Raw genomic sequence first — 18,578 nt, forward strand, 5'->3', positions numbered from 1 at the left:
TGAAAACAAAAATTTTGCAAAAGTAAAACATAAGGAAGTATTATTTTGAAAGAATTTGGAAATCTAGCTTTTGACAAGAAAACAATGAAGGAAAATGTCCCTTATCCAGTGTATCTAAAATGGAAGGAAGCTGCTAGAAACAACGCAACTTTAGACAGGGAAACTGCGGACTCTATAGCTCACGCTATGAAAACTTGGGCAATTTCTAAGGGAGCGACATCCTACACCCATTGGTTTCAACCCCTAAATGGCAAAACTGCAACCAAAAAAACTGCCTTTTTAAATAGGGATGACAAGCACAATCCTATAAATAGGTTTTCTGGAAAGGAACTTATAATCGGCGAGCCTGACGCTTCGTCCTTTCCGTCTGGAGGTATGCGTTCAACTTTCGAAGCCAGGGGCTATACATATTGGGATCTAACAGCCAATTCCTTTATTTTGGACAAGATTTTGTACATTCCGTCAGTTTTTGTTTCCTTTTATGGAGAAAAACTCGACAAGAAATTGCCTTTAATTGAATCGATGAATATGGTTAGTAAGGTTGCAACTAAACTCTGTAATTTATTTTTAAAAGACCAACCAACCTACAGGGTCAAGGCCAAAGTTGGTCTTGAACAAGAATTTTATTTAATTGATAAAAAATATTTTGACCAAAGAATCGACCTTGAATATTCGGGCATGACCTTGGTGGGATCTGATCCTATGGTTGAAAAAGAGCTGGTTTCTCATTATCTTGGGGCCATTCCTGAAAGGGTCAACGCCTTTTATGAAGATGTCAACAAGGCTCTCTACGACTTGGGAATTTATATGGAAGCTGAACACAATGAGGTGGGTCCAAACCAATTTGAAATAGCGATTATGTTTGAAAACGCAAATATTTCTGTGGATAATAACCAGCTTTTGATGTATATTTTGGAAAAAACTGCCCTAAAACACGACCTAGTTTGCCTATTAAAGGAAAAACCTTTCAAAAATATGGCAGGATCGGGCAAGCACAACAATTATTCCTTGGCTACAAATTATGGTAAAAATTTATTTTCGCCAGGCAAGGACCCAAAAAACAATATGGTTTTTCTCTTATTTTTATCAGCCATGGTCGAAGTCTGCAATAAATATCAAAAACTTATTAGAATTGCATCTTCTACTGTAACTAACGATTATAGATTGGGAGGCAATGAGGCCCCACCAGCTATAATTTCAATGTTTATAGGATGTGATTTAGAGGAGATTTTACAAGCAATAGCAAATGACGATTTTGAGGAAAAACTTATTTCAAACAAAGTAAAAATCCCACACCTAGGTGAGATGAAAACTGACACCTCAGATAGAAATAGGACATCACCTATAGCCTTCACCGGCAATAAGTTTGAATTTAGGATGCTAGGTTCATCCCAATCTGCCGCTGATCTAAATACAGTGATAAACATTGGTATGGCGGAAGCTTTGGAGAAAATTTACTCTAGATTAGAAGATGTAAGCGACGAAAATTTAAAAGAAGCAGCCTATAAAATTATCAAAGAAATATATCTGGCAAATAAAAATATACTCTTTCAAGGTGACGGCTACTCAGAAGATTGGAAAAAAGAAGCAGAAAAAAGAGGTCTTGAAAATTACCCAACCTACCTTGATGCCCTAAAGGCTGCAAAAGATACAAGGGCCTACCAGATTTTTGAAAAAGTTGGTATCTTTAGCCAAAAAGAAATAGAGTCAATAATAAATGTTGGTTTTGAAGATGTAATAAAATTTTTCTCTGCCCAACTAGAGATTTTAAACAACATGATCCATCAAGAAATCCTCCCATCAGCCATGAGGGAAATAAAGGGGATCAAAGACTATTTATCCTTTATGGAAAATGAAAATCTTAGGCAAAGGGCCACAAAGATAAACGATGAAGTTGGTAAACTCCTGGACTATTCAGAAAAAATTTTAGACCTAATAGAAAAAAGTGAAACAATATTAGATATAGAAACAAAGGCCTACTTCCTACAAAAAGAAACCAGTCAAGTGGCAAGAGAGGTAAGAAAAATCTCAGACACTTTAGAAAAACTAATATCAAGAGAAAATTATTCCATGCCAAACTATGTTGATATGCTAAAGACCTTGTAGGATTAAGGTAAAGTTTGAAAAATTGTAGAAAAATTTAGGGATAAAAAGAAGGTCCACAAGCTTGAAATAAGTAAGTCTTGGGGACCTTTTTTAGATTTATAATTTTTTTCATATCACAAATATTTTAGAAGTTCTTATATTTTTTATCTTAAAAGATTCATCCTCTGTGTTGCCTTGTAGAGGAAGATTCCAAGGATAGCATTTATGGGCATGGCTACTAGGACTGCTGGGTAAGATGGGATGAATAAATTTAGTTGGTTTGTCATGGTTAGGGCGATTGTCAAAAATAGGGTGCCTGAAACCATGGTTCCTAGGGCAAAGATTAGGATTATCTTTGGAATGGAGAAGTTTCTTCTCATTGCTTTGATTGTGTAAAAGACAACTAGGGATGTGATTATTTTTTCAATGAAGTTTGGAATTTGGCCGCCTGGAAAACCTGTTGTTAGGGCGCTCATGATGCCTCCTGCTACCCCTATTAATAAGGCTTCTTTAACATCTCCCACTATCATAAGCGAGATAAACATCATTGAGAGTAGGAAGTCTGGTTTTACTCCGAAAAATATGCCTGGGACCATAAAGTGGAGGACAAGTCCTAGGGCCATGAAGATTGCTGATACTGTTAAGTTTCTGGTTTGTATTGTATTTGTTTGCATTTTTATTTCCTTTCTTGGTGCTTTGGTATAAAAAAAGCCCGCTCCTAATATTAGGAGCGAGCTAGTGCCCACGGTGCCATCCTCATTTGTCTATCATTAATAGACCTCTTTAGATACTTTCATATCCTATCCCTGTAAGGTGAGAAACACCCGCCGGCTACTGTAATTTCACCTTTGATCCGATAGACCCATTCACAAATAATTGTACCTTGCAATTCTCATCAACCATTAACTTTCTGTTGGCTTAATTGTTTGCTACTACTTCTATCTAAGATTTATGTTGGCTTTATCATATTATAACATTAGCACTTTGTCAAGTAAATTTTTTAAATAATGTATCTAACTAAGAAAATTATTGCTAAAAGATAAATTACCCAACTTACTTCCTTGCCCTTGCCTGTCAAAAGTTTGATGGCTGCAAAGCTCATCATTCCAAAGGCTATACCTTCTGCTATTGAATAAGCTAGTGGCATCATGAGGATTGTCATGAAGGCTGGGAAAGATTCTGTGATGTCTTCAAAGTTGATTTCCACAACAGTTGATAGCATGAAGAGTCCTACTGTTACTAGGGCTGCTGATGTGGCTGCTGCAGGTATTATTGAAAATATTGGGAAGAAGAATGCTGCTATTACAAAGCATCCTGCTGTTGCAAGTGCTGTTAGACCAGTTCTTCCGCCTTCGGCTACACCTGATGAAGATTCTACGAAGGTTGTGATTGTAGATGTTCCAAGTAGGGCGCCTGCTGTTGTGCCGACTGCGTCTGCCATTAGGGCCTTGCTTGCTTCTGGTAGGTTGCCATTTTCATCGAGCATTTTTGCCTTGGTTGCAACACCTGTTAGGGTTCCTAGGGTATCAAAGATATCTACGAATAAAAATGAGAATAAGACTGAAAACATCTCCAAAGAGAAGATATTAGAAAAGTCTAATTTAAAGGCAACAGGTGCGATTGATGGTGGTAGACTTACGATATTTGCATCTGGTAAATGTGTTACGCCGAGGATTAGTGATAGGACGGTTGATACCAGGATTCCCCAAAGTAGGGCTCCCTTTACTCCTCTAGCTGTTAGAACGATCATCACTATTAGGGCAAAGAAAAATACTAGGGCTTCAAGACTCTTTAGGTTTCCAAGAGCTAGGGCTGGTTCTGCCTTAACGATGATGTTTGCATTTAATAGACCAATTTCAGCTATAAATAAGCCTATACCTACTGAAACTGCTTTCTTTAGGGTTGTTGGAATTGAGTTGAAAATCGCCTCTCTTACTCCCACTAAGGACAGTAACATAAAAATAATTCCTTCTAAAAATACTGCGGTGAGGGCGAATTCCCAAGAGTGACCCATTTGACCGACTACTGTATAGGTGAAGAAAGCATTAAGCCCCATACCAGCAGATAGACCGAAAGGTAGGTTGGCATAAAAGGCCATTAGGACCATGGCTATTACACTTGCGATGATGGTGGCTGAGAAAACTGCACCGTAATCCATACCTGATTCGCTTAGGATGGCTGGATTTACTGCAAGGATATAACTCATTGTCATAAAGGTGGTTATACCTGCCATTATTTCTGTCTTAACATTAGTACCATGTTTGTTTAGCTTGAAAGTTTTTTCAAAAAATGAAACTTCTGCCATATTTGCCTCCTTTTATTTATGATACAAGTCTATTATATGTTTTTATTTAAAATTATCACCAAAATCCTTTATTTTTGCCTCAAAAATCGCTATAATAGGTATAAGAACATATATCGAGAAAGAAGGAACAATGAGTACGACGAATTGGATTGAACTTATAGTTATAATAGTAGGGGTTATAGGAAGTGCCTTTTTTTCCTCATCAGAAACTGCCCTTACATCTTTAAATGTATTTAAAATTAGACAAATGGAAGAAAATGGAGTTGAAAATTCCTCCCTAGTTAGAAAGCTAACTGACGATATCGGCAAGGTTTTAACTACTATTTTGATTGGAAATAATATAGTAAATATAGCTACAACAACTGTGGCAACCATATTTTTTACAGATCTTTTTGGCCCATCAGGTGCTATTATTTCAACCATTGTCCTAACACTTACAATTTTAATTTTTGGCGAGGTGACACCTAAAAATATAGCCTCTTCATCATCAGAAAAGGTTGCCCTAAAGGTTGCAAAACCAATTAAGTTTTTTGATTTTATCTTAAAACCAATGTCTTTTTTCCTCCAAGCTATTACAAATTTTTTAACAAGGCTCCTTATAGGGGAAAATGCTAAAAAGGGAGATTTGGTGACTGAAGAAGACCTAAAGACTATTGTGGACGTTTCTGAGGAACAAGGGGTAATAAATGACCAGGAATCAGAAATTATCAACAATGTTTTTGAGTTTGGAGACTCTGACGTTGAAGACATCATGACAGCCAGGACCAATATGGAAGCAATTGCTGTTGACACGGAAGATAGGGAACTTAAAGATTTCTTAAAAAATTGCAAACACTCAAGGATACCTGTTTATGGCAAGTCCATTGATAATATCATCGGCATCCTCCACATGAAGGACATAGTAGCTTTTATTGCAGAAGATAAGGCCCTTAATATCGAAGAGATGGTCAGACCTGCCTTTTATGTTTACGACAATATGCACATATTTGACCTCTTTAAGTCTATGAGGGGAGAAAATGTTTCCCTTGCCATAGTTATAGATGAATATGGTGGCACATCAGGAATTGTAACCATTGAAGATATAGTAGAAGAACTTGTAGGAGAGATTGAAGACGAGTACGACACCCACCTTGAATCAATTCTTAAGATTAATGACAAGGAATATTTGGTAAACCCATCTATCCACATAAATGACTTTAACGATTACTTTGATACTGACCTCGCCCAAATCAAAAATGACTCTATAGGCGGATTTTTGATTGACAAGATTGGCAGAATTCCAAAACTGGGAGACAGTATTGAAGAAGAAGGAATAAAAATTACCGTAGTTCAGATAAATAGGTACAAACTAGAAATGCTCAAGGTAGAATTTTCTTAAAGGGGGAAAAGATGAGACAAACAGTTTATATAACCGGCCACAAAAAGCCAGATACAGACTCAATTATGTCAGCCATTGCCTATGCTGACCTAAAAAATAGGCTTGGAGAATATGAGGCCATTCCAATTAGACTTGGAAAACTCTCCCAAGAAAGCCGTTTTGTCCTTGATTATTTTGGGGTAAAGCCACCAGAAATCAAGGAATCTATGAAGCTTACTGTCGGCGATTTATCTTTTGATAAGGGAACAATAATTGACCCAAGTATTCCAATCAGAAAGGCCTGGGACACCTTCCAAAAAGGCGCTACAAATTCCCTAACAGTTGTAGATAATGATGGGGAAATTGTTGGTATTGCTTCACTTTCAAATATTACAAAATCATATATGGATGTTTGGGACGATAGGATTTTAGGTCGTGCCCACACTCCAATTGACAATATTATTGATGTATTAGCTGCAAAAATTATTTATCTTGGCGAGGAAGACCCAACTTTTCCTGGCAGGATGATGGTCTTTGCCATGGGCGGCAGCAAGGAAGATTTAAAAGACATTTTCACCGATGGCGACATAGTTATAGCTGGCAATAGGACTGACTATGACATTATCCTAAAACAAAATATTTCCCTTTTGATTCTTACAAATGGAACAGGCCTCAGTGATGAGGTAATCGAAATTGCCAAGGAAAATAAGGTGGCAGTTATTTCAACAGAATACAACACCTTTATGACTTCAAGGCTTTTGCCAATGACTATTCCAGTTAGCCAGGTAATGACAACTGAGAATTTGATTTACTTCAAAACCGACGACACCCTTGATGTAGTAAGGGATGCTATGGCCAAGTCCAGATTTAGGTCCTATCCTGTAGTTGACGCTACAAAAAAGGTTGTAGGATCAGTTTCTAGGTATCATTTGATTTCATCAAAGAAGAAAAAACTCATCTTAGTTGACCACAACGAGAGAAACCAATCAATCGACGATATAGATGAAGCTGAGATTATAGAAATTATCGACCACCACAGGGTGGCAAATATTCTTACAACTTCTCCTGTATTTTTCAGGGCAGAGCCAGTTGGATCAACAGCCACAATAATAAGCGAAATGTACCTAGAATCAGGTATCAGGCCTTCTAGAGAAATCGCAGGCATACTTTGTGCGGCAATAATTTCTGACACCTTATTATTTAGGTCACCAACTACAACTGATACCGACAAGAGAATCCTTGACAGGATGAGCAAGATTGCAGGTATTAATCCAGAAGAATTTGCCGACAAGATGTTTAGGGCCGGTACTTCACTTAAGGGAAAATCTGCCAAAGACCTAATAGAAGGCGATATCAAGACCTTTACAATCGGCGATGCCAACGTCAGAGTAGGCCAAGTTTTCACAATGAATCCTGAAGAGCTAGTGCCAATTATGGACGACCTTAAAAAGCAAATGGCAGCCAAGATCAAGGAAAGAGGCGAAGATACCTTTGTCCTTGTTCTCACAGACATCTTTAACCAAAGGTCTGAACTCCTTGTTGTTGGCGAATATTACGACGACATCCAAGAAGAATTTGGAGAACTAACTCCAAATGGCACAATAAATGCTGAGGGAGTTCTATCTCGTAAAAAACAAGTAATACCAAAGCTTACAGCTGCAATTATTAAAGCATAAATATAAGCTTGCCTTTGTGGCAGGCTTTTTTGCTAGGAGAAAAAATGGAAATTTTAGATATTTATGATAAATACAGGAAAAGAACTGGCAAAACCTATCCAAGAAAAGAACCAATTCCATCTGGAGGACTTAGGTTAATCGTCCATATCCTAATTTTTAATGACAAGGGAGAATTGCTTATCCAACAAAGGGCTGATCACAAGAAAATGGGTGGACTTTGGGATTTGACTTGTGGAGGTGCCTGCCAGGCTGGCGAAAATTCCTTTGAGGGAGCAAGGAGAGAACTTAAGGAAGAACTTGGTCTTGACTTTGATTTTACAAGCATCAGGCCAATTCTAACTGCCAATTTCGACCAGGGTTTTGATGATTTTTTTATTCTAAGAAAAAATATAAATATTGAGGATTTAAAACTACAAAAAGAAGAGGTCAAGGCCGCCCGCTGGGCAAGTCGTGCTGAGGTTTTAGACCTACTTTCTAAGGGAGAATTTGTAAAATATAAAAAATCTTACTTGGAATTACTTTTTGACCTCAATGACGATAGGGATTTTATGAAATATTAAATAAAAAAATCGCCACCAAGCCTAAGCTCGGGACGATTTTGAAAGACTAATCTTAGTCGTTTAATTGTTCAAGCAAATAATCTGGATCCATGCCGTGAACCATGCAAGCTTCTTCAAGGGTCTCATAAAGAGCTGTTGGACATGCTATGCAACCCATGCCACTCATCATAAGAGTGTTGATAGCTTCAGGTTTAGCTTGGATTATATCGCCTATTATCATATCACGTGTGATAGTTACTTTGTTTTGAGTATTTTCGGTCATATTAACCCCCTTTTTCATATATAAACATTTTACTACCAAAGGGGAAATAATCAAAGTAAAATACTAGGGTATAGGAGGGACTATGGATAAGAAAGAATTAATAAATGAAAAACAAAAAGAACTTTTGGCTATAAATAACAAAATCAATGAGGGGGCAAAGCCTAGCTTTGCGAGGCTCTTTGTAGGGCCTTTTGCAATCGGTCTAGGAGGATTTTTAATAGCAAGTCTTATAAAACTTTCCACCACCCAGAGCCTAGCCTTTATCTTTGTTGGCTATTTAGCTGGCCTTGTCATCCTTACAATAAAGGAAAATAAAAGGATAGAAAAGGAAAAGAAAGATCTTATTAATCAAAGATTAAAGCTACAAAAAGAAGTCGTGGACCTAATTAGGGAGGTTAGAAATGAGGATAATTAAATATTCTAAATCTGAAGAATTTTTAAATATTGCAACCCACCTTTTGGGTTTTATCTTGAGCCTGATATTTTTCCTACCCCTTGTAATTTCAACCTACAAGTCCGGAGATATAGTAGCTTTCTTGGCCTGGCTTATGTATTTTATTGCCATCGCCCTGATGTTTTTGGCATCAAGCCTCTACCATTCGATGACAAATCCCCTTGCTCGTACGATTTTTAGGGCCATCGACCACGGAGTAATCTACCTTACAATCGCAGGTTCCTACACACCAATCATTTTAATCGGCCTAAAGTCGACCTTTTCCATAGTGATTTTTGTAATCATTTGGATTTTGGCCATCACAGGAATTTCTATGAACATAATAGCTTTTGCAACTGGCAATGAAGACAGGATCAAAAAAGCTTCCATGATTATCTACATGGCCATGGGTTGGATTTCAGTTTTGCTTTTGTATCAAATTTATAAGTATATTGGCATTTCCTATATTTTGTTTTTGGTTTTAGGTGGCCTATTTTATACAATTGGGGCTGTGTTTTATGCCATCAAAAAAATTCCTTACAACCACGCCATCTGGCACATCTTTATCCTTGTTGCAGCCTTTGTCATGCTTTATGGCAATATAAAATACCTGGGATAATTGCAAGAAAAGTAAATATAAGTATAGTATTAGCAGTCGAACATATAGACTGCTAATTTATTTTTATTAAAAATTCTCAAGGAGGATTAGATATGAAACAAGAATTTAAGGCGGAAGCCAAAAAAGTAATGGATCTTATGATTCACTCAATTTATACAAACAAGGAGATATTTTTAAGAGAGCTTATTTCAAATGCCTCAGACGCCCTAGATAAGCTATATTACGAGGATTTAAAGTCCGATACTACAACAAATAAGGACGATTATTTTATAGAAATCATCCCAAATAAGGAAGAAAGAACTCTTACAATTAGGGATTTAGGTATTGGAATGGATGAGGAAGACCTAGAAAATAACCTCGGAACCATTGCCAAATCCGGCACCGAAGCCTTTAGGAAGTCTGTTGATTTATCAGACATCAAAGACTTAATTGGTCAATTTGGTGTCGGTTTTTATTCTGCCTTTATGGTTGCAGAAAAAATTGAAGTTTTATCTAAAAAACACGGATCAAAAAAGGCCTATATTTGGGAAAGCGAAGATGCGGACGGCTTTACTATCAAGGAAGCAAGTAAGGCAAGCACAGGAACTGATGTAATTCTTCATTTGAGAGAAAATACAGAAGATGAAAATTACGATATTTATCTAGATCAAAACACAATTAGAGGTCTTATCACCAAGTATTCAAACTATATTAGGTACCCAATCAAGATGGAAATCACAAAGACCAGAATCAAGGAAGGTTCCCCAGAAGATAAGCCAGAGTACGAAGATTACAGGGATATGACCGTCCTCAATTCTGACAAACCAATTTGGAAGGAAGATAAGAAAAATCTCACAGATGAAGATTATATAAATTTCTACCAAGAAAGTCACTTTGGCTTTGATAAGCCACTTTCATGGGTTCATTTCAAAGCGGAAGGCCTAGTTGAATTTAGGGCACTTTTATACATTCCAGAAAAGGCACCTTTTGATTATTATTCAAAAGACAGACAAATCGGCCTTGAGCTATATTCTCACGGAGTAAAAATCATGGATTCTTGTGATGAAATCCTAGACGATGCCTATTCCTTTGTAAAAGGTGTGGTAGAATCTGACGACCTTACCCTAAATATTTCAAGGGAAACCCTCCAACAAAATAGGCAATTAAGGGTAATTTCAAAACAAATCAACAAAAAAATCAACGCTCATCTTAAGGAAATGATGGAGAAAAATAGGGAAGACTACGAAAAATTCTACAAAGAATTTGCCGACTCCATCAAGGTTTCCATCTACGAATCCTACGGGGCAAACAAGGAAGATTTACAAGACCTACTTTTCTTCCATTCTAGAAAAGAAGATAAACTGATAAGCCTAAAAGAATACAAGGAAGCTGCCCCATCAACAGCCGAATTTATCTACTACGGCACAGGCGAATCCCTTGAAAAAATCAAGTCTTCCCCAGCCCTTAAAATGGTAGACGAAGACAAGGACGTCCTTCTCTTAGACAAGGCCTTAGATGAATTTTTAATCAAGATGCTAGGAGAATACCAAGGACTAAAATTTAAATCAATCACTGCAGAGGAAGAGTCTAAGGACGAAGATAAGGAAGATAGCGAAATCATCTCCTTTATCAAAGAAGCCATGCCAGAAGACGTGGTAGATGTGACCTTTACAGACAAATTAGAAGACGTCCCATCCCTAATCAAGGAAAGAGGAGAAGTCTCAATCGAAATGGAAAAGACCCTAAAAAACCAACCAAATGCCTTCGGCATAAAGGCAGAAAAAGTCTTAGAAATCTCAACAAAAACTAAGGCCTACGACCTCTTAGAAAAAGCCTACAAGGAAGATAAAGATAAGGCGAAAATGATAGCAGGACTCTTACTAGACCAAGCAAGGCTCATAGAAGGCCTAGAAATCGAAGACCCTGTGGCATATGCTAAAAATATTTGGAAACTTATTTAATAAATAATTATAAAAGGAAAGTGCGGAATAAACTGTGCTTTCCTTTTTTTGATATGAATTTATTTATGAAAATATGGGATAGATTGTTTTTGTAATGGGTATAATGTTATAAATAAATATGGGAGGTTACTATATCAATGATTGAGTTTTTAAATCCTATAAGGTCTGTAGAAAAAGATATTTCAATTAGTAGAAAAATTATTAATACAATATTTATATTACTTCTTGGTTTAACATTAGGGACTTTTTCAAAGTATTTAGATTATAAACAAGCTGACCTAAAAGGTCTGCTTATGTATATAGATGAGGTAGTGGACCTCCATAATTTCCTAGGAGGATTTTCAATTTGGGCCTTACTAGCCATATGCATTTCAATTTATAGCAATTCTCCAGCAAGGGCAAGCCTTAATGTTTTTGTATTTTTTCTTGCCATGGTCACAAGCTATTATCTTTATTCAAATTATATTGCGGGATTTTTCCCAAAAACCTACGCCATGATTTGGTTTGGATTTACCATCCTATCTCCAATATTGGCCTTTATTTCATGGTATTCAAAAGGCAAGGGTAGGTGGTCATTTATCATAGCAAGCCTAATTTTAGGAGTTTTATTTAATATGACTTTTGTCTTTGGCCAGTGGTACATAGACCCAATATCAGCTTTAGATTTGCCAGTATTTATAATTGGCTTAGTAGTATTAAGAAGAGATTCGCTTAAAGAAACCATATTAATGAGCATATGCAGTATTGGATTTGCAATATTAATTAATAATTTTTTTCCTTTTGTTAGATAAAAAATCCTTAGATAGAATATATAAGCTATTATTGAAATTTAATTAAAGCTGTTGTTTAGCAAGAGAATAGAGATTATTTATGCTAATTGATCCGATAAAATTTAATGAAATAGAAGTCCTTCTTAGAGAGAAAGGTAAATTAGAAAAATTTGAAAGAGAATGTGGAGTAATTTTAGGCAGGTCAATGGAATTAATAAGGCATCTAACCTTGTAAAAGCCTCTTATGTATTTGAATTTTTAGGCTTGCCATAAAAAACCAATGATGGAAAGTGATTTAGGAAAGGCACTTATAGACCATATTGAAAAAATCTTTCTTGAACTTGGCAAGGGTTTTATGTATGTGGTAAGCCTCGCCACCACAAATTATTATATGGATATGGTATATATAGTCAGAGGAGGAAATATTATGAAACGTGGTTTTAAAATTCTTCTTGCTATAATATTTTTATTTTCATTAACAGGATGTAAAGGGAAAACAGATGGAGATATTACAATCGACATAGGTGATTCTAGTAAATTTAGCGATGAAGAAATAGATTCTGCAATTAAAGTAGTAAAGGATAATTTTTCATTCCCTGGCTCAAAATTAAAATCACTTCGCTACGATGAAGATAAATCGGAAGATGCGATAAAAGATTTTATGGAATATGGAAAAGGCAAGGGCACTGATATAGATCCAAATGATGTTATCGTACTATTTTCAGATTTTGACATAAGTGGGGAAAATCCTGTATTAAGTAAGGGAGAATACAAGGATTACAGTTGGATCTTAGTTCGAAAAGACAAAGATAGGGTATGGAAGATAGAAGATCAGGGTTATTAAAATGTAAAAGCTAGCCGAAAGGCTTACTTTTTATTAATCTTAATTAAGAGATTAGCAAATGAACTAATAGAGATAATCCTATGTACAGATAAGGACGGAGTCCAAGCAAAATATCCACTAGTAACTTATCAAATAAAATATTCGCATCAAAATACACCTTATTTATCCCAAAGAGGGGAGAACTTGAAGAACAAGTAGAAAAGGTATTGAAAATTTTAGAGAAAAATGGTTCAAAGATAAAACCTATAAGGAAATCCCAGTAGAAAGTAATAATAACTTTGCAAGCTATGGATTTCATTACTTTAGAGATAATTAAATTTAAGTTTAAAAAATATAGTGTGTTAAACTATTTTTGCATGTGGAGGGGAAACAAAATTATGAAAAAGAAGGTTGTTTTTTTAATAATTATGTTGATAATAGCAGTAAGTATGGGAAATTTATTCGCACAAACATCAAAGATCGACTCGGAAATACACAAGGGCAAGTGGAAGGAGTTTGAATATTTTGATAAAGAATATAATCTTGAAAGCTTTCAAAAAGATTTGTTAGAGTTAAAACCTGGCTTGAGTAGTGATGAGGTTAAACTATACACCCAGAATTATATAGATGCATATAATATGTTTAAAGATATGTATCCTGAGCTTTCTAGTAAAGAAATCGCTAAAAAGGCAAGTTCTAGCTTATTAAATAAAATGGATTATTTGGTTGATGATAATGAGTATTATAAAAGCAAAAATGGCAAAGCTTATTATGAACCAGATGGATATGAGCTAGTTGTTAACTATATTAATGAAAACCTAAATCCAGGATATGTAGCGACACTAGACACAACTGAAAAGAATATTGAAATCTTAAAGAAAAATCTTGATAAAATGAACAAATCGGATAAAGAGTTGGCTCTGCTATATATTGAGGATATGGAATTAGAGGAGAAATTAAATGGGCACAAATAAAAAGTGTTTTACTCATATCTATAATATCTTTTATTGGTGTTATTATTATATTTTTATACTTTAATAATGACAAAAGCTATGAAAAAATAAGAGAAATTTTACCAGAAAATTATTATGAAATAGAGTTTTGTGAAGGAGATGCCTATAAAAATGTAAAGTTTACAAAAGAAATAAAAAAAGACCTATCTGATTTTTTAATTGCAAATGATATTAAAGAGTTAAATAAAGATTATTGGTTAAAGATAGAACCAATGAAATTTATTAAAATTGTAAGTAATGGTAAAACTAAGTTGTTGATTTATGCTGAAAATGATACTTATATAGAATATTATGAAAATGGCAAAATAGTTAAGACATACATTATTGAAGGTGATGTTACTGAAAAAATTAAAAATATAATTAACAGATCTGCTAATTAAAAATATGTAAATTATTGCTAAAAATGAAAAAGAAAGGTGGGTTTTATGAATTATACTAAGTCTTTGAGTTTTAAGAAAGTTTTGACTATTTTGATTGGTTCCTTTTTGCTTTCTGTTATGTTTTTACTGACAAGTTGTAGCAAAGAGCCTGTATCAGATGACAAAGAAATGGAGTTTCCTGTCGATGATAAGGGATATCCACAAAACAATGTGGTAATGATAAACAACAAAGCTTATCCTATAGATCTTGTAGGAGAATCACATATGGGTTCTGAAATAGAAGTTAAAATGGATCAAGATAGCGATATTGTTGAGATTGTTCTTCCTCAACGTCTTCCTATTAATTATTGGAGTTTTGATGAGAAAGAATATTTGAATTTAGTTTCTTACAGTATGATTGATTTTCCAATTAAAAACGAAAATATGCTTGAAGGCCCATCTCCAGCTGTACAAAAATTTGTGCTTAATGTTGCAAGAGAAGAAACTTCAGAAATTTTACTAAAATGGGCGAATGTAGATGAAGTGGATAAGCTATTTAAGGATAAAAAAGCGGACTATCTTTTAAAAATAAAAGTATCTTATTAAGAGATCTTTGCATCAAAGGCGACTAGAAATAAATCTAGTCGCTTTTAATTTTCCTATTAAAAATCGACAATAAACCAGTATAGTAATAATATAAATAATATCGAGGGGAAATTTCCCTTTTTTATTGGAGGAAGTATGGAAGATATTAGAAAATCTGCCTGGCTTGAATTGACTGAGGCAGAGCTTAAAGATTTGGACGTTTTTTCTAAGGATTATCTTGGCTTTATGGATAAGTCTAAGACAGAGAGAATGGCTGTTAAGGAAATTATTAAAAGAGCGGAAGAGGCTGGTTTTAGGCCACTTGATGACCTAATTAAGGATAATGAAGTTAAGGCTGGGGCTAAGGCCTATGCTATTAATAGAGATAAGGCTGTGGCTTTATTTGTCCTTGGTTCTAAGAATCTTGAAGCTGGTATGACCATTGTTGGTTCCCATTTAGATAGCCCAAGGCTTGACCTTAAGCCAGTTCCACTTTTTGAAGAAAGCCACGCAGCTTATTTAAAAACCCACTATTATGGCGGTATCAAAAAATACCAATGGACAAATATTCCATTAAGTCTTGTGGGCGTTGCCTTTACAAAGGATGGCAAAAAGGTTGAAATATCAATAGGTGAAAAGGATGATGATCCAGTATTTTTCATCTCTGAGCTTTTAGTCCACCTATCAGCTGACCTTAACCAAAAGAAGGCAGGCGAAGTTATAGAAGGTGAAAAACTCAATATCATGGTAGGATCAATTCCTCTTAAGGATGAAAAAGAAAATCCTATCAAGAAAAATGTTTTGAAATTCCTAAAAGAAAATTATGGCCTTGAAGAAGATGACTTTATGGTGGCAGAACTTAATGTAGTTCCAGCGACTAAGGCACGTGACGTTGGCTTTGACAGATCAATGATTATGGCTTATGGCCACGACGATAAGGTATGTTCTTTTGCTTCTCTAAAGGCAATCCTTCAAGCAGGCGAGGATACTCCAGAAAAAACTCTAGTAGGTCTTTATGTTGACAAGGAAGAAATCGGATCTGTTGGTGCAACAGGCATGACCAGCCAATTTTTCGAAGACATGGTCCTTGAGATCCTAAATGCCCAAGGCAAGGGTAATATTGTTAGCCTAAAGAGAGCTTTGAGATCTTCTAAGGTCCTTTCTGCAGATGTAACCCTTGCAGAAGATCCTGGCTATCTTGATGCAACAGAACCAATGAATACAGCCAAGCTTGGCCATGGTGTGGCCCTAACCAAATATACAGGTTCTCGTGGAAAAGGCGGCTCAAATGATGCTGACGGCGAATATTTATCTGAAGTAAGGCTTGCCTTTGCAAAAGAAAATGCAATTTGGCAAACAGGTGAACTTGGTAAAATCGACCAAGGTGGCGGCGGTACAATCGCCTATATCCTTGCAGAATACGGTATGTCTGTGGTTGATTGCGGTACTCCAGTGGTATCCATGCACGCACCTCTAGAATTAATTTCAAAAGCCGACCTTTACCAAACCTACAAGGCATATTTAGGATTCTTTAAATACATTTAAGATATTGAATTCTACGCATTTACTAGGAATTAAAAAACTTTGAAAAATATTTGACATTCGTTTTAGCTAGTGTATAATAATAGTTTTTCTTGACTAAAGCATCATCTGGAAGTATAATGATACAAGTATCAAATGGAAGGATGATTAAATGGCACAAAGATCAGTTCACGATATTAGAAAAGAAGTAGAAAATTCGGTTGGTAAGGAAGTAATTCTTAAGGCCGATATGGGCAGGAAGAGAGTAAAAACTAAGACAGGTGTCATTGTAAGTGCATTTCCAAGTGTGTTTACAGTTAAGGTCAACAATGACTTTGATGTTGAAAGAACAATATCTTACACATATTCAGATATTTTAACATCAGCAGTAAAATTGACTCCAAACAAATAAAAATACGGGGCTGTTAAAAAAACAGTCCCTTTTTTTGTTCATATAGATAGATTATAAATATTGAGAGGTAGTATGAAATACGCAGATTTACACATGCACACATCATATTCTGATGGTGACTATGATATAAAAGAAGTAATAGAAATGGCTGTGGGGGCAGGAATCAAAACCATGGCCATAACTGATCACGACAGGGCAGACCATTTTGAAAAAATAAAGGAAATCGGCAAAGACTTTGATATTAGGCTAATTAAGGGCCTTGAAATATCGGCATATGACTTTGATTCTCATAAAAAAGTCCACATAGTGGGTTTATTTTTACCTGAAAAAACACCGGAAATTGACAAGCTTAATGCCATTACTAATAAAAAAAGAGAAGCCTACCACATTTCTCTTTTGCCAAAGCTTGCGGAAGATGGTTTTGACCTGGATTACACCTATTTAAAAACTTTTGCAAAAAATTCCATAATATATAAGTCAGATATTTTTTGGGCAATGATGGCAAAATACCCAGAAAGAATGGAAGGAGTCGGTTTTAAGGATATTTTCCACGAAAAAACCACTGACGACCTTGCAAGGACCATGGGCTATATTCCTGTAAAAGACGCAATAGCGGCTGTAAATAAAGATGGAGGCCTATCAATCCTTGCCCATCCCCAAGAGTACGATAACTGGGATGAGATTGGAAAATACAAGGAAATGGGACTTAGAGCTATTGAAATCAACCATTCTAGGATGAAGGATGGAGATTTTGATAGGGCGAAAGATTTTGCAAATAGACTTGATCTTCTAATGTCAGGTGGTTCTGACTTTCACAGGCTAGGCCGTTTTGAACTTGGTGATTATGGCTTAAATGAAGATGAATTTAAAAACCTAGAGGAGGGTTTTTATGAAAAATATCGTAATTCTTGACTCTAAACCCTTAAATCCGGGAGATATTTCTTTTAATGATTTAGAAAAGCTTGGAAATCTCACAGTCTATAAAGAATGTCCAAATGATAGTGAAGAAATCATAAAAAGAGCCAAGGATGCGGAAATTTTACTGGTTTGCTATGTGAAAATCACCAGGGAAATAATGGAAAATCTTCCGAATTTGAAATATATAGGGGTCTTATCAACTGGTTTTGATAACATTGACACCAAGGCGGCCAAAGATTTGGGAATTGCAGTGACAAATGTGCCAGCATACGGAACAGAGGCTGTGGCTCAGTTTTCCTTAGCCCTCCTTCTTGAAATTACCACAAGGGTTGGCCACCACGATAGGGAAGTGAAATCTGGTCGCTGGAAGAAAGCAGGTTTTTGGTATTTCGGTGACTATCCACTTATAGAACTCTACGGTAAAACCATTGGACTTTTGGGGCTGGGAAAAATTGGCCTTGCAGCAGCAAAGATTTATAAGGCCATGGGCATGGAAGTTTTGGCCTACAATCGCAGTGAAAATGAGGAAGCTAAGGCCTATGTAAAATATGCGAGCCTTGATGAAATTTATGCCAAAGCTGATATTATCGACCTTCACCTGCCTTTGACTAAGAATACAGAAAATATAATCAATGAAGAGGCTATTTCAAAGATGAAAGACGGTGTTATTATTATAAATACAGCCAGGGGTGGTTTGATTGATGAAAAAGCCTTGATGGCTGGCCTTGATACTGGGAAAGTTTTTGCGGCAGGACTTGACGTAAATAAAACCGAACCAATTAACGATGACAACCCGCTTTTAGCCTATGATAATATTATCATTACCCCACACATGGCCTGGGGACCTGTTGAAACGAGGGAAAGACTTTTAAGAATCGCAATTGATAATATTAAGGCATTTGAAAAAATGATGGGAAAAATCTTGTAAATTAAAGGAGTA

The 18,578-nt window shown here is 35.8% G+C and carries 20 protein-coding genes; 17 read left to right on the forward strand and 3 right to left on the reverse strand.

Annotated features, from left to right (window positions below; all coding sequences use genetic code 11):
• The first annotated feature begins 39 nt into the window (after nt 1–39).
• Complete coding sequence (locus tag AC1EJ5_RS06560) at nt 40–2,106, forward strand: glutamine synthetase III domain-containing protein (RefSeq protein ID WP_479815339.1); 2,067 nt, start codon at nt 40–42, stop codon at nt 2,104–2,106.
• Nucleotides 2,107–2,249: 143 nt separating this feature from the next.
• On the opposite strand, the gene AC1EJ5_RS06565 is transcribed toward AC1EJ5_RS06560, so the two are convergent.
• Both AC1EJ5_RS06565 and AC1EJ5_RS06570 read right to left on the reverse strand, forming a co-directional pair.
• Entirely contained in the window at nt 2,250–2,759 is a 510-nt protein-coding gene (locus tag AC1EJ5_RS06565) for a tryptophan transporter (RefSeq protein ID WP_479815276.1), read from the reverse strand.
• A 326-nt stretch (nt 2,760–3,085) separates the two neighbouring features.
• Nucleotides 3,086–4,390, reverse strand: coding sequence for an NCS2 family permease (locus AC1EJ5_RS06570; RefSeq protein WP_308748676.1), 1,305 nt, complete (start codon nt 4,388–4,390; stop codon nt 3,086–3,088).
• A 130-nt stretch (nt 4,391–4,520) separates the two neighbouring features.
• On the opposite strand from AC1EJ5_RS06570, the gene AC1EJ5_RS06575 reads away from it, so the two are divergent.
• Genes AC1EJ5_RS06575 through AC1EJ5_RS06585 form a run of 3 tightly spaced genes read left to right on the forward strand, consistent with a single transcriptional unit; the run spans nt 4,521 to nt 7,983 of the window.
• The gene (locus tag AC1EJ5_RS06575) at nt 4,521–5,768 is read left to right on the forward strand and encodes a hemolysin family protein (protein WP_479815278.1); all 1,248 of its coding nucleotides are present in this window, start codon (nt 4,521–4,523) and stop codon (nt 5,766–5,768) included.
• Nucleotides 5,769–5,779: 11 nt separating this feature from the next.
• Nucleotides 5,780–7,423: a putative manganese-dependent inorganic diphosphatase gene (locus tag AC1EJ5_RS06580; protein ID WP_479815280.1), complete on the forward strand. Its 1,644-nt coding sequence runs from the start codon at nt 5,780–5,782 to the stop codon at nt 7,421–7,423.
• Between the two features lie 44 nt (nt 7,424–7,467).
• The gene (locus tag AC1EJ5_RS06585; RefSeq protein ID WP_348937449.1) at nt 7,468–7,983 is read left to right on the forward strand and encodes an NUDIX hydrolase; all 516 of its coding nucleotides are present in this window, start codon (nt 7,468–7,470) and stop codon (nt 7,981–7,983) included.
• 52 nt (nt 7,984–8,035) lie between these two features.
• Here the strand turns inward: AC1EJ5_RS06585 and AC1EJ5_RS06590 are convergent, their stop codons facing one another.
• Entirely contained in the window at nt 8,036–8,245 is a 210-nt protein-coding gene (locus AC1EJ5_RS06590) for a DUF1858 domain-containing protein (RefSeq protein WP_223419485.1), read from the reverse strand.
• Nucleotides 8,246–8,327: 82 nt separating this feature from the next.
• On the opposite strand from AC1EJ5_RS06590, the gene AC1EJ5_RS06595 reads away from it, so the two are divergent.
• From AC1EJ5_RS06595 to AC1EJ5_RS06655, 13 genes are all read left to right on the forward strand, one after another.
• On the forward strand, nt 8,328–8,660 hold the full coding sequence (locus tag AC1EJ5_RS06595; protein WP_479815282.1) for a hypothetical protein: 333 nt from the start codon (nt 8,328–8,330) through the stop codon (nt 8,658–8,660).
• Nucleotides 8,647–9,297, forward strand: a complete 651-nt coding sequence (gene trhA / locus AC1EJ5_RS06600; protein ID WP_479815284.1) for a PAQR family membrane homeostasis protein TrhA — start codon at nt 8,647–8,649, stop codon at nt 9,295–9,297. Before AC1EJ5_RS06595 ends, trhA begins: the two co-directional genes overlap by 14 nt.
• 92 nt (nt 9,298–9,389) lie before the next feature.
• Nucleotides 9,390–11,237: a molecular chaperone HtpG gene (htpG, locus tag AC1EJ5_RS06605; protein ID WP_479815286.1), complete on the forward strand. Its 1,848-nt coding sequence runs from the start codon at nt 9,390–9,392 to the stop codon at nt 11,235–11,237.
• A gap of 137 nt (nt 11,238–11,374) precedes the next feature.
• Nucleotides 11,375–12,028, forward strand: a complete 654-nt coding sequence (locus AC1EJ5_RS06610; protein ID WP_479815288.1) for a hypothetical protein — start codon at nt 11,375–11,377, stop codon at nt 12,026–12,028.
• 79 nt (nt 12,029–12,107) lie between these two features.
• The gene (locus AC1EJ5_RS06615; RefSeq protein ID WP_348937453.1) at nt 12,108–12,242 is read left to right on the forward strand and encodes a hypothetical protein; all 135 of its coding nucleotides are present in this window, start codon (nt 12,108–12,110) and stop codon (nt 12,240–12,242) included.
• A 45-nt stretch (nt 12,243–12,287) separates the two neighbouring features.
• Complete coding sequence (locus tag AC1EJ5_RS06620; protein WP_479815290.1) at nt 12,288–12,851, forward strand: DUF4829 domain-containing protein; 564 nt, start codon at nt 12,288–12,290, stop codon at nt 12,849–12,851.
• 377 nt (nt 12,852–13,228) lie between these two features.
• The gene (locus AC1EJ5_RS06625) at nt 13,229–13,804 is read left to right on the forward strand and encodes a hypothetical protein (RefSeq protein ID WP_479815292.1); all 576 of its coding nucleotides are present in this window, start codon (nt 13,229–13,231) and stop codon (nt 13,802–13,804) included.
• Between the two features lie 251 nt (nt 13,805–14,055).
• Nucleotides 14,056–14,223 carry a hypothetical protein gene (locus AC1EJ5_RS06630; protein WP_311486906.1) on the forward strand — a complete coding sequence of 56 codons (168 nt, stop codon included), beginning with the start codon at nt 14,056–14,058 and terminating at the stop codon, nt 14,221–14,223.
• Nucleotides 14,224–14,268: 45 nt separating this feature from the next.
• Complete coding sequence (locus tag AC1EJ5_RS06635) at nt 14,269–14,808, forward strand: hypothetical protein (RefSeq protein WP_479815294.1); 540 nt, start codon at nt 14,269–14,271, stop codon at nt 14,806–14,808.
• Nucleotides 14,809–14,943: 135 nt separating this feature from the next.
• Nucleotides 14,944–16,332 carry an aminopeptidase gene (locus tag AC1EJ5_RS06640; protein WP_479815296.1) on the forward strand — a complete coding sequence of 463 codons (1,389 nt, stop codon included), beginning with the start codon at nt 14,944–14,946 and terminating at the stop codon, nt 16,330–16,332.
• Between the two features lie 148 nt (nt 16,333–16,480).
• Nucleotides 16,481–16,720 carry a Veg family protein gene (locus AC1EJ5_RS06645; protein ID WP_209771007.1) on the forward strand — a complete coding sequence of 80 codons (240 nt, stop codon included), beginning with the start codon at nt 16,481–16,483 and terminating at the stop codon, nt 16,718–16,720.
• 72 nt (nt 16,721–16,792) lie between these two features.
• Nucleotides 16,793–17,632 carry a PHP domain-containing protein gene (locus tag AC1EJ5_RS06650; RefSeq protein ID WP_479815298.1) on the forward strand — a complete coding sequence of 280 codons (840 nt, stop codon included), beginning with the start codon at nt 16,793–16,795 and terminating at the stop codon, nt 17,630–17,632.
• Nucleotides 17,610–18,566, forward strand: a complete 957-nt coding sequence (locus tag AC1EJ5_RS06655) for a D-2-hydroxyacid dehydrogenase (protein WP_479815300.1) — start codon at nt 17,610–17,612, stop codon at nt 18,564–18,566. Before AC1EJ5_RS06650 ends, AC1EJ5_RS06655 begins: the two co-directional genes overlap by 23 nt.
• The last annotated feature ends 12 nt before the right edge of the window (nt 18,567–18,578 follow it).

This window comes from Anaerococcus sp. C0059F3 (assembly GCF_056590475.1).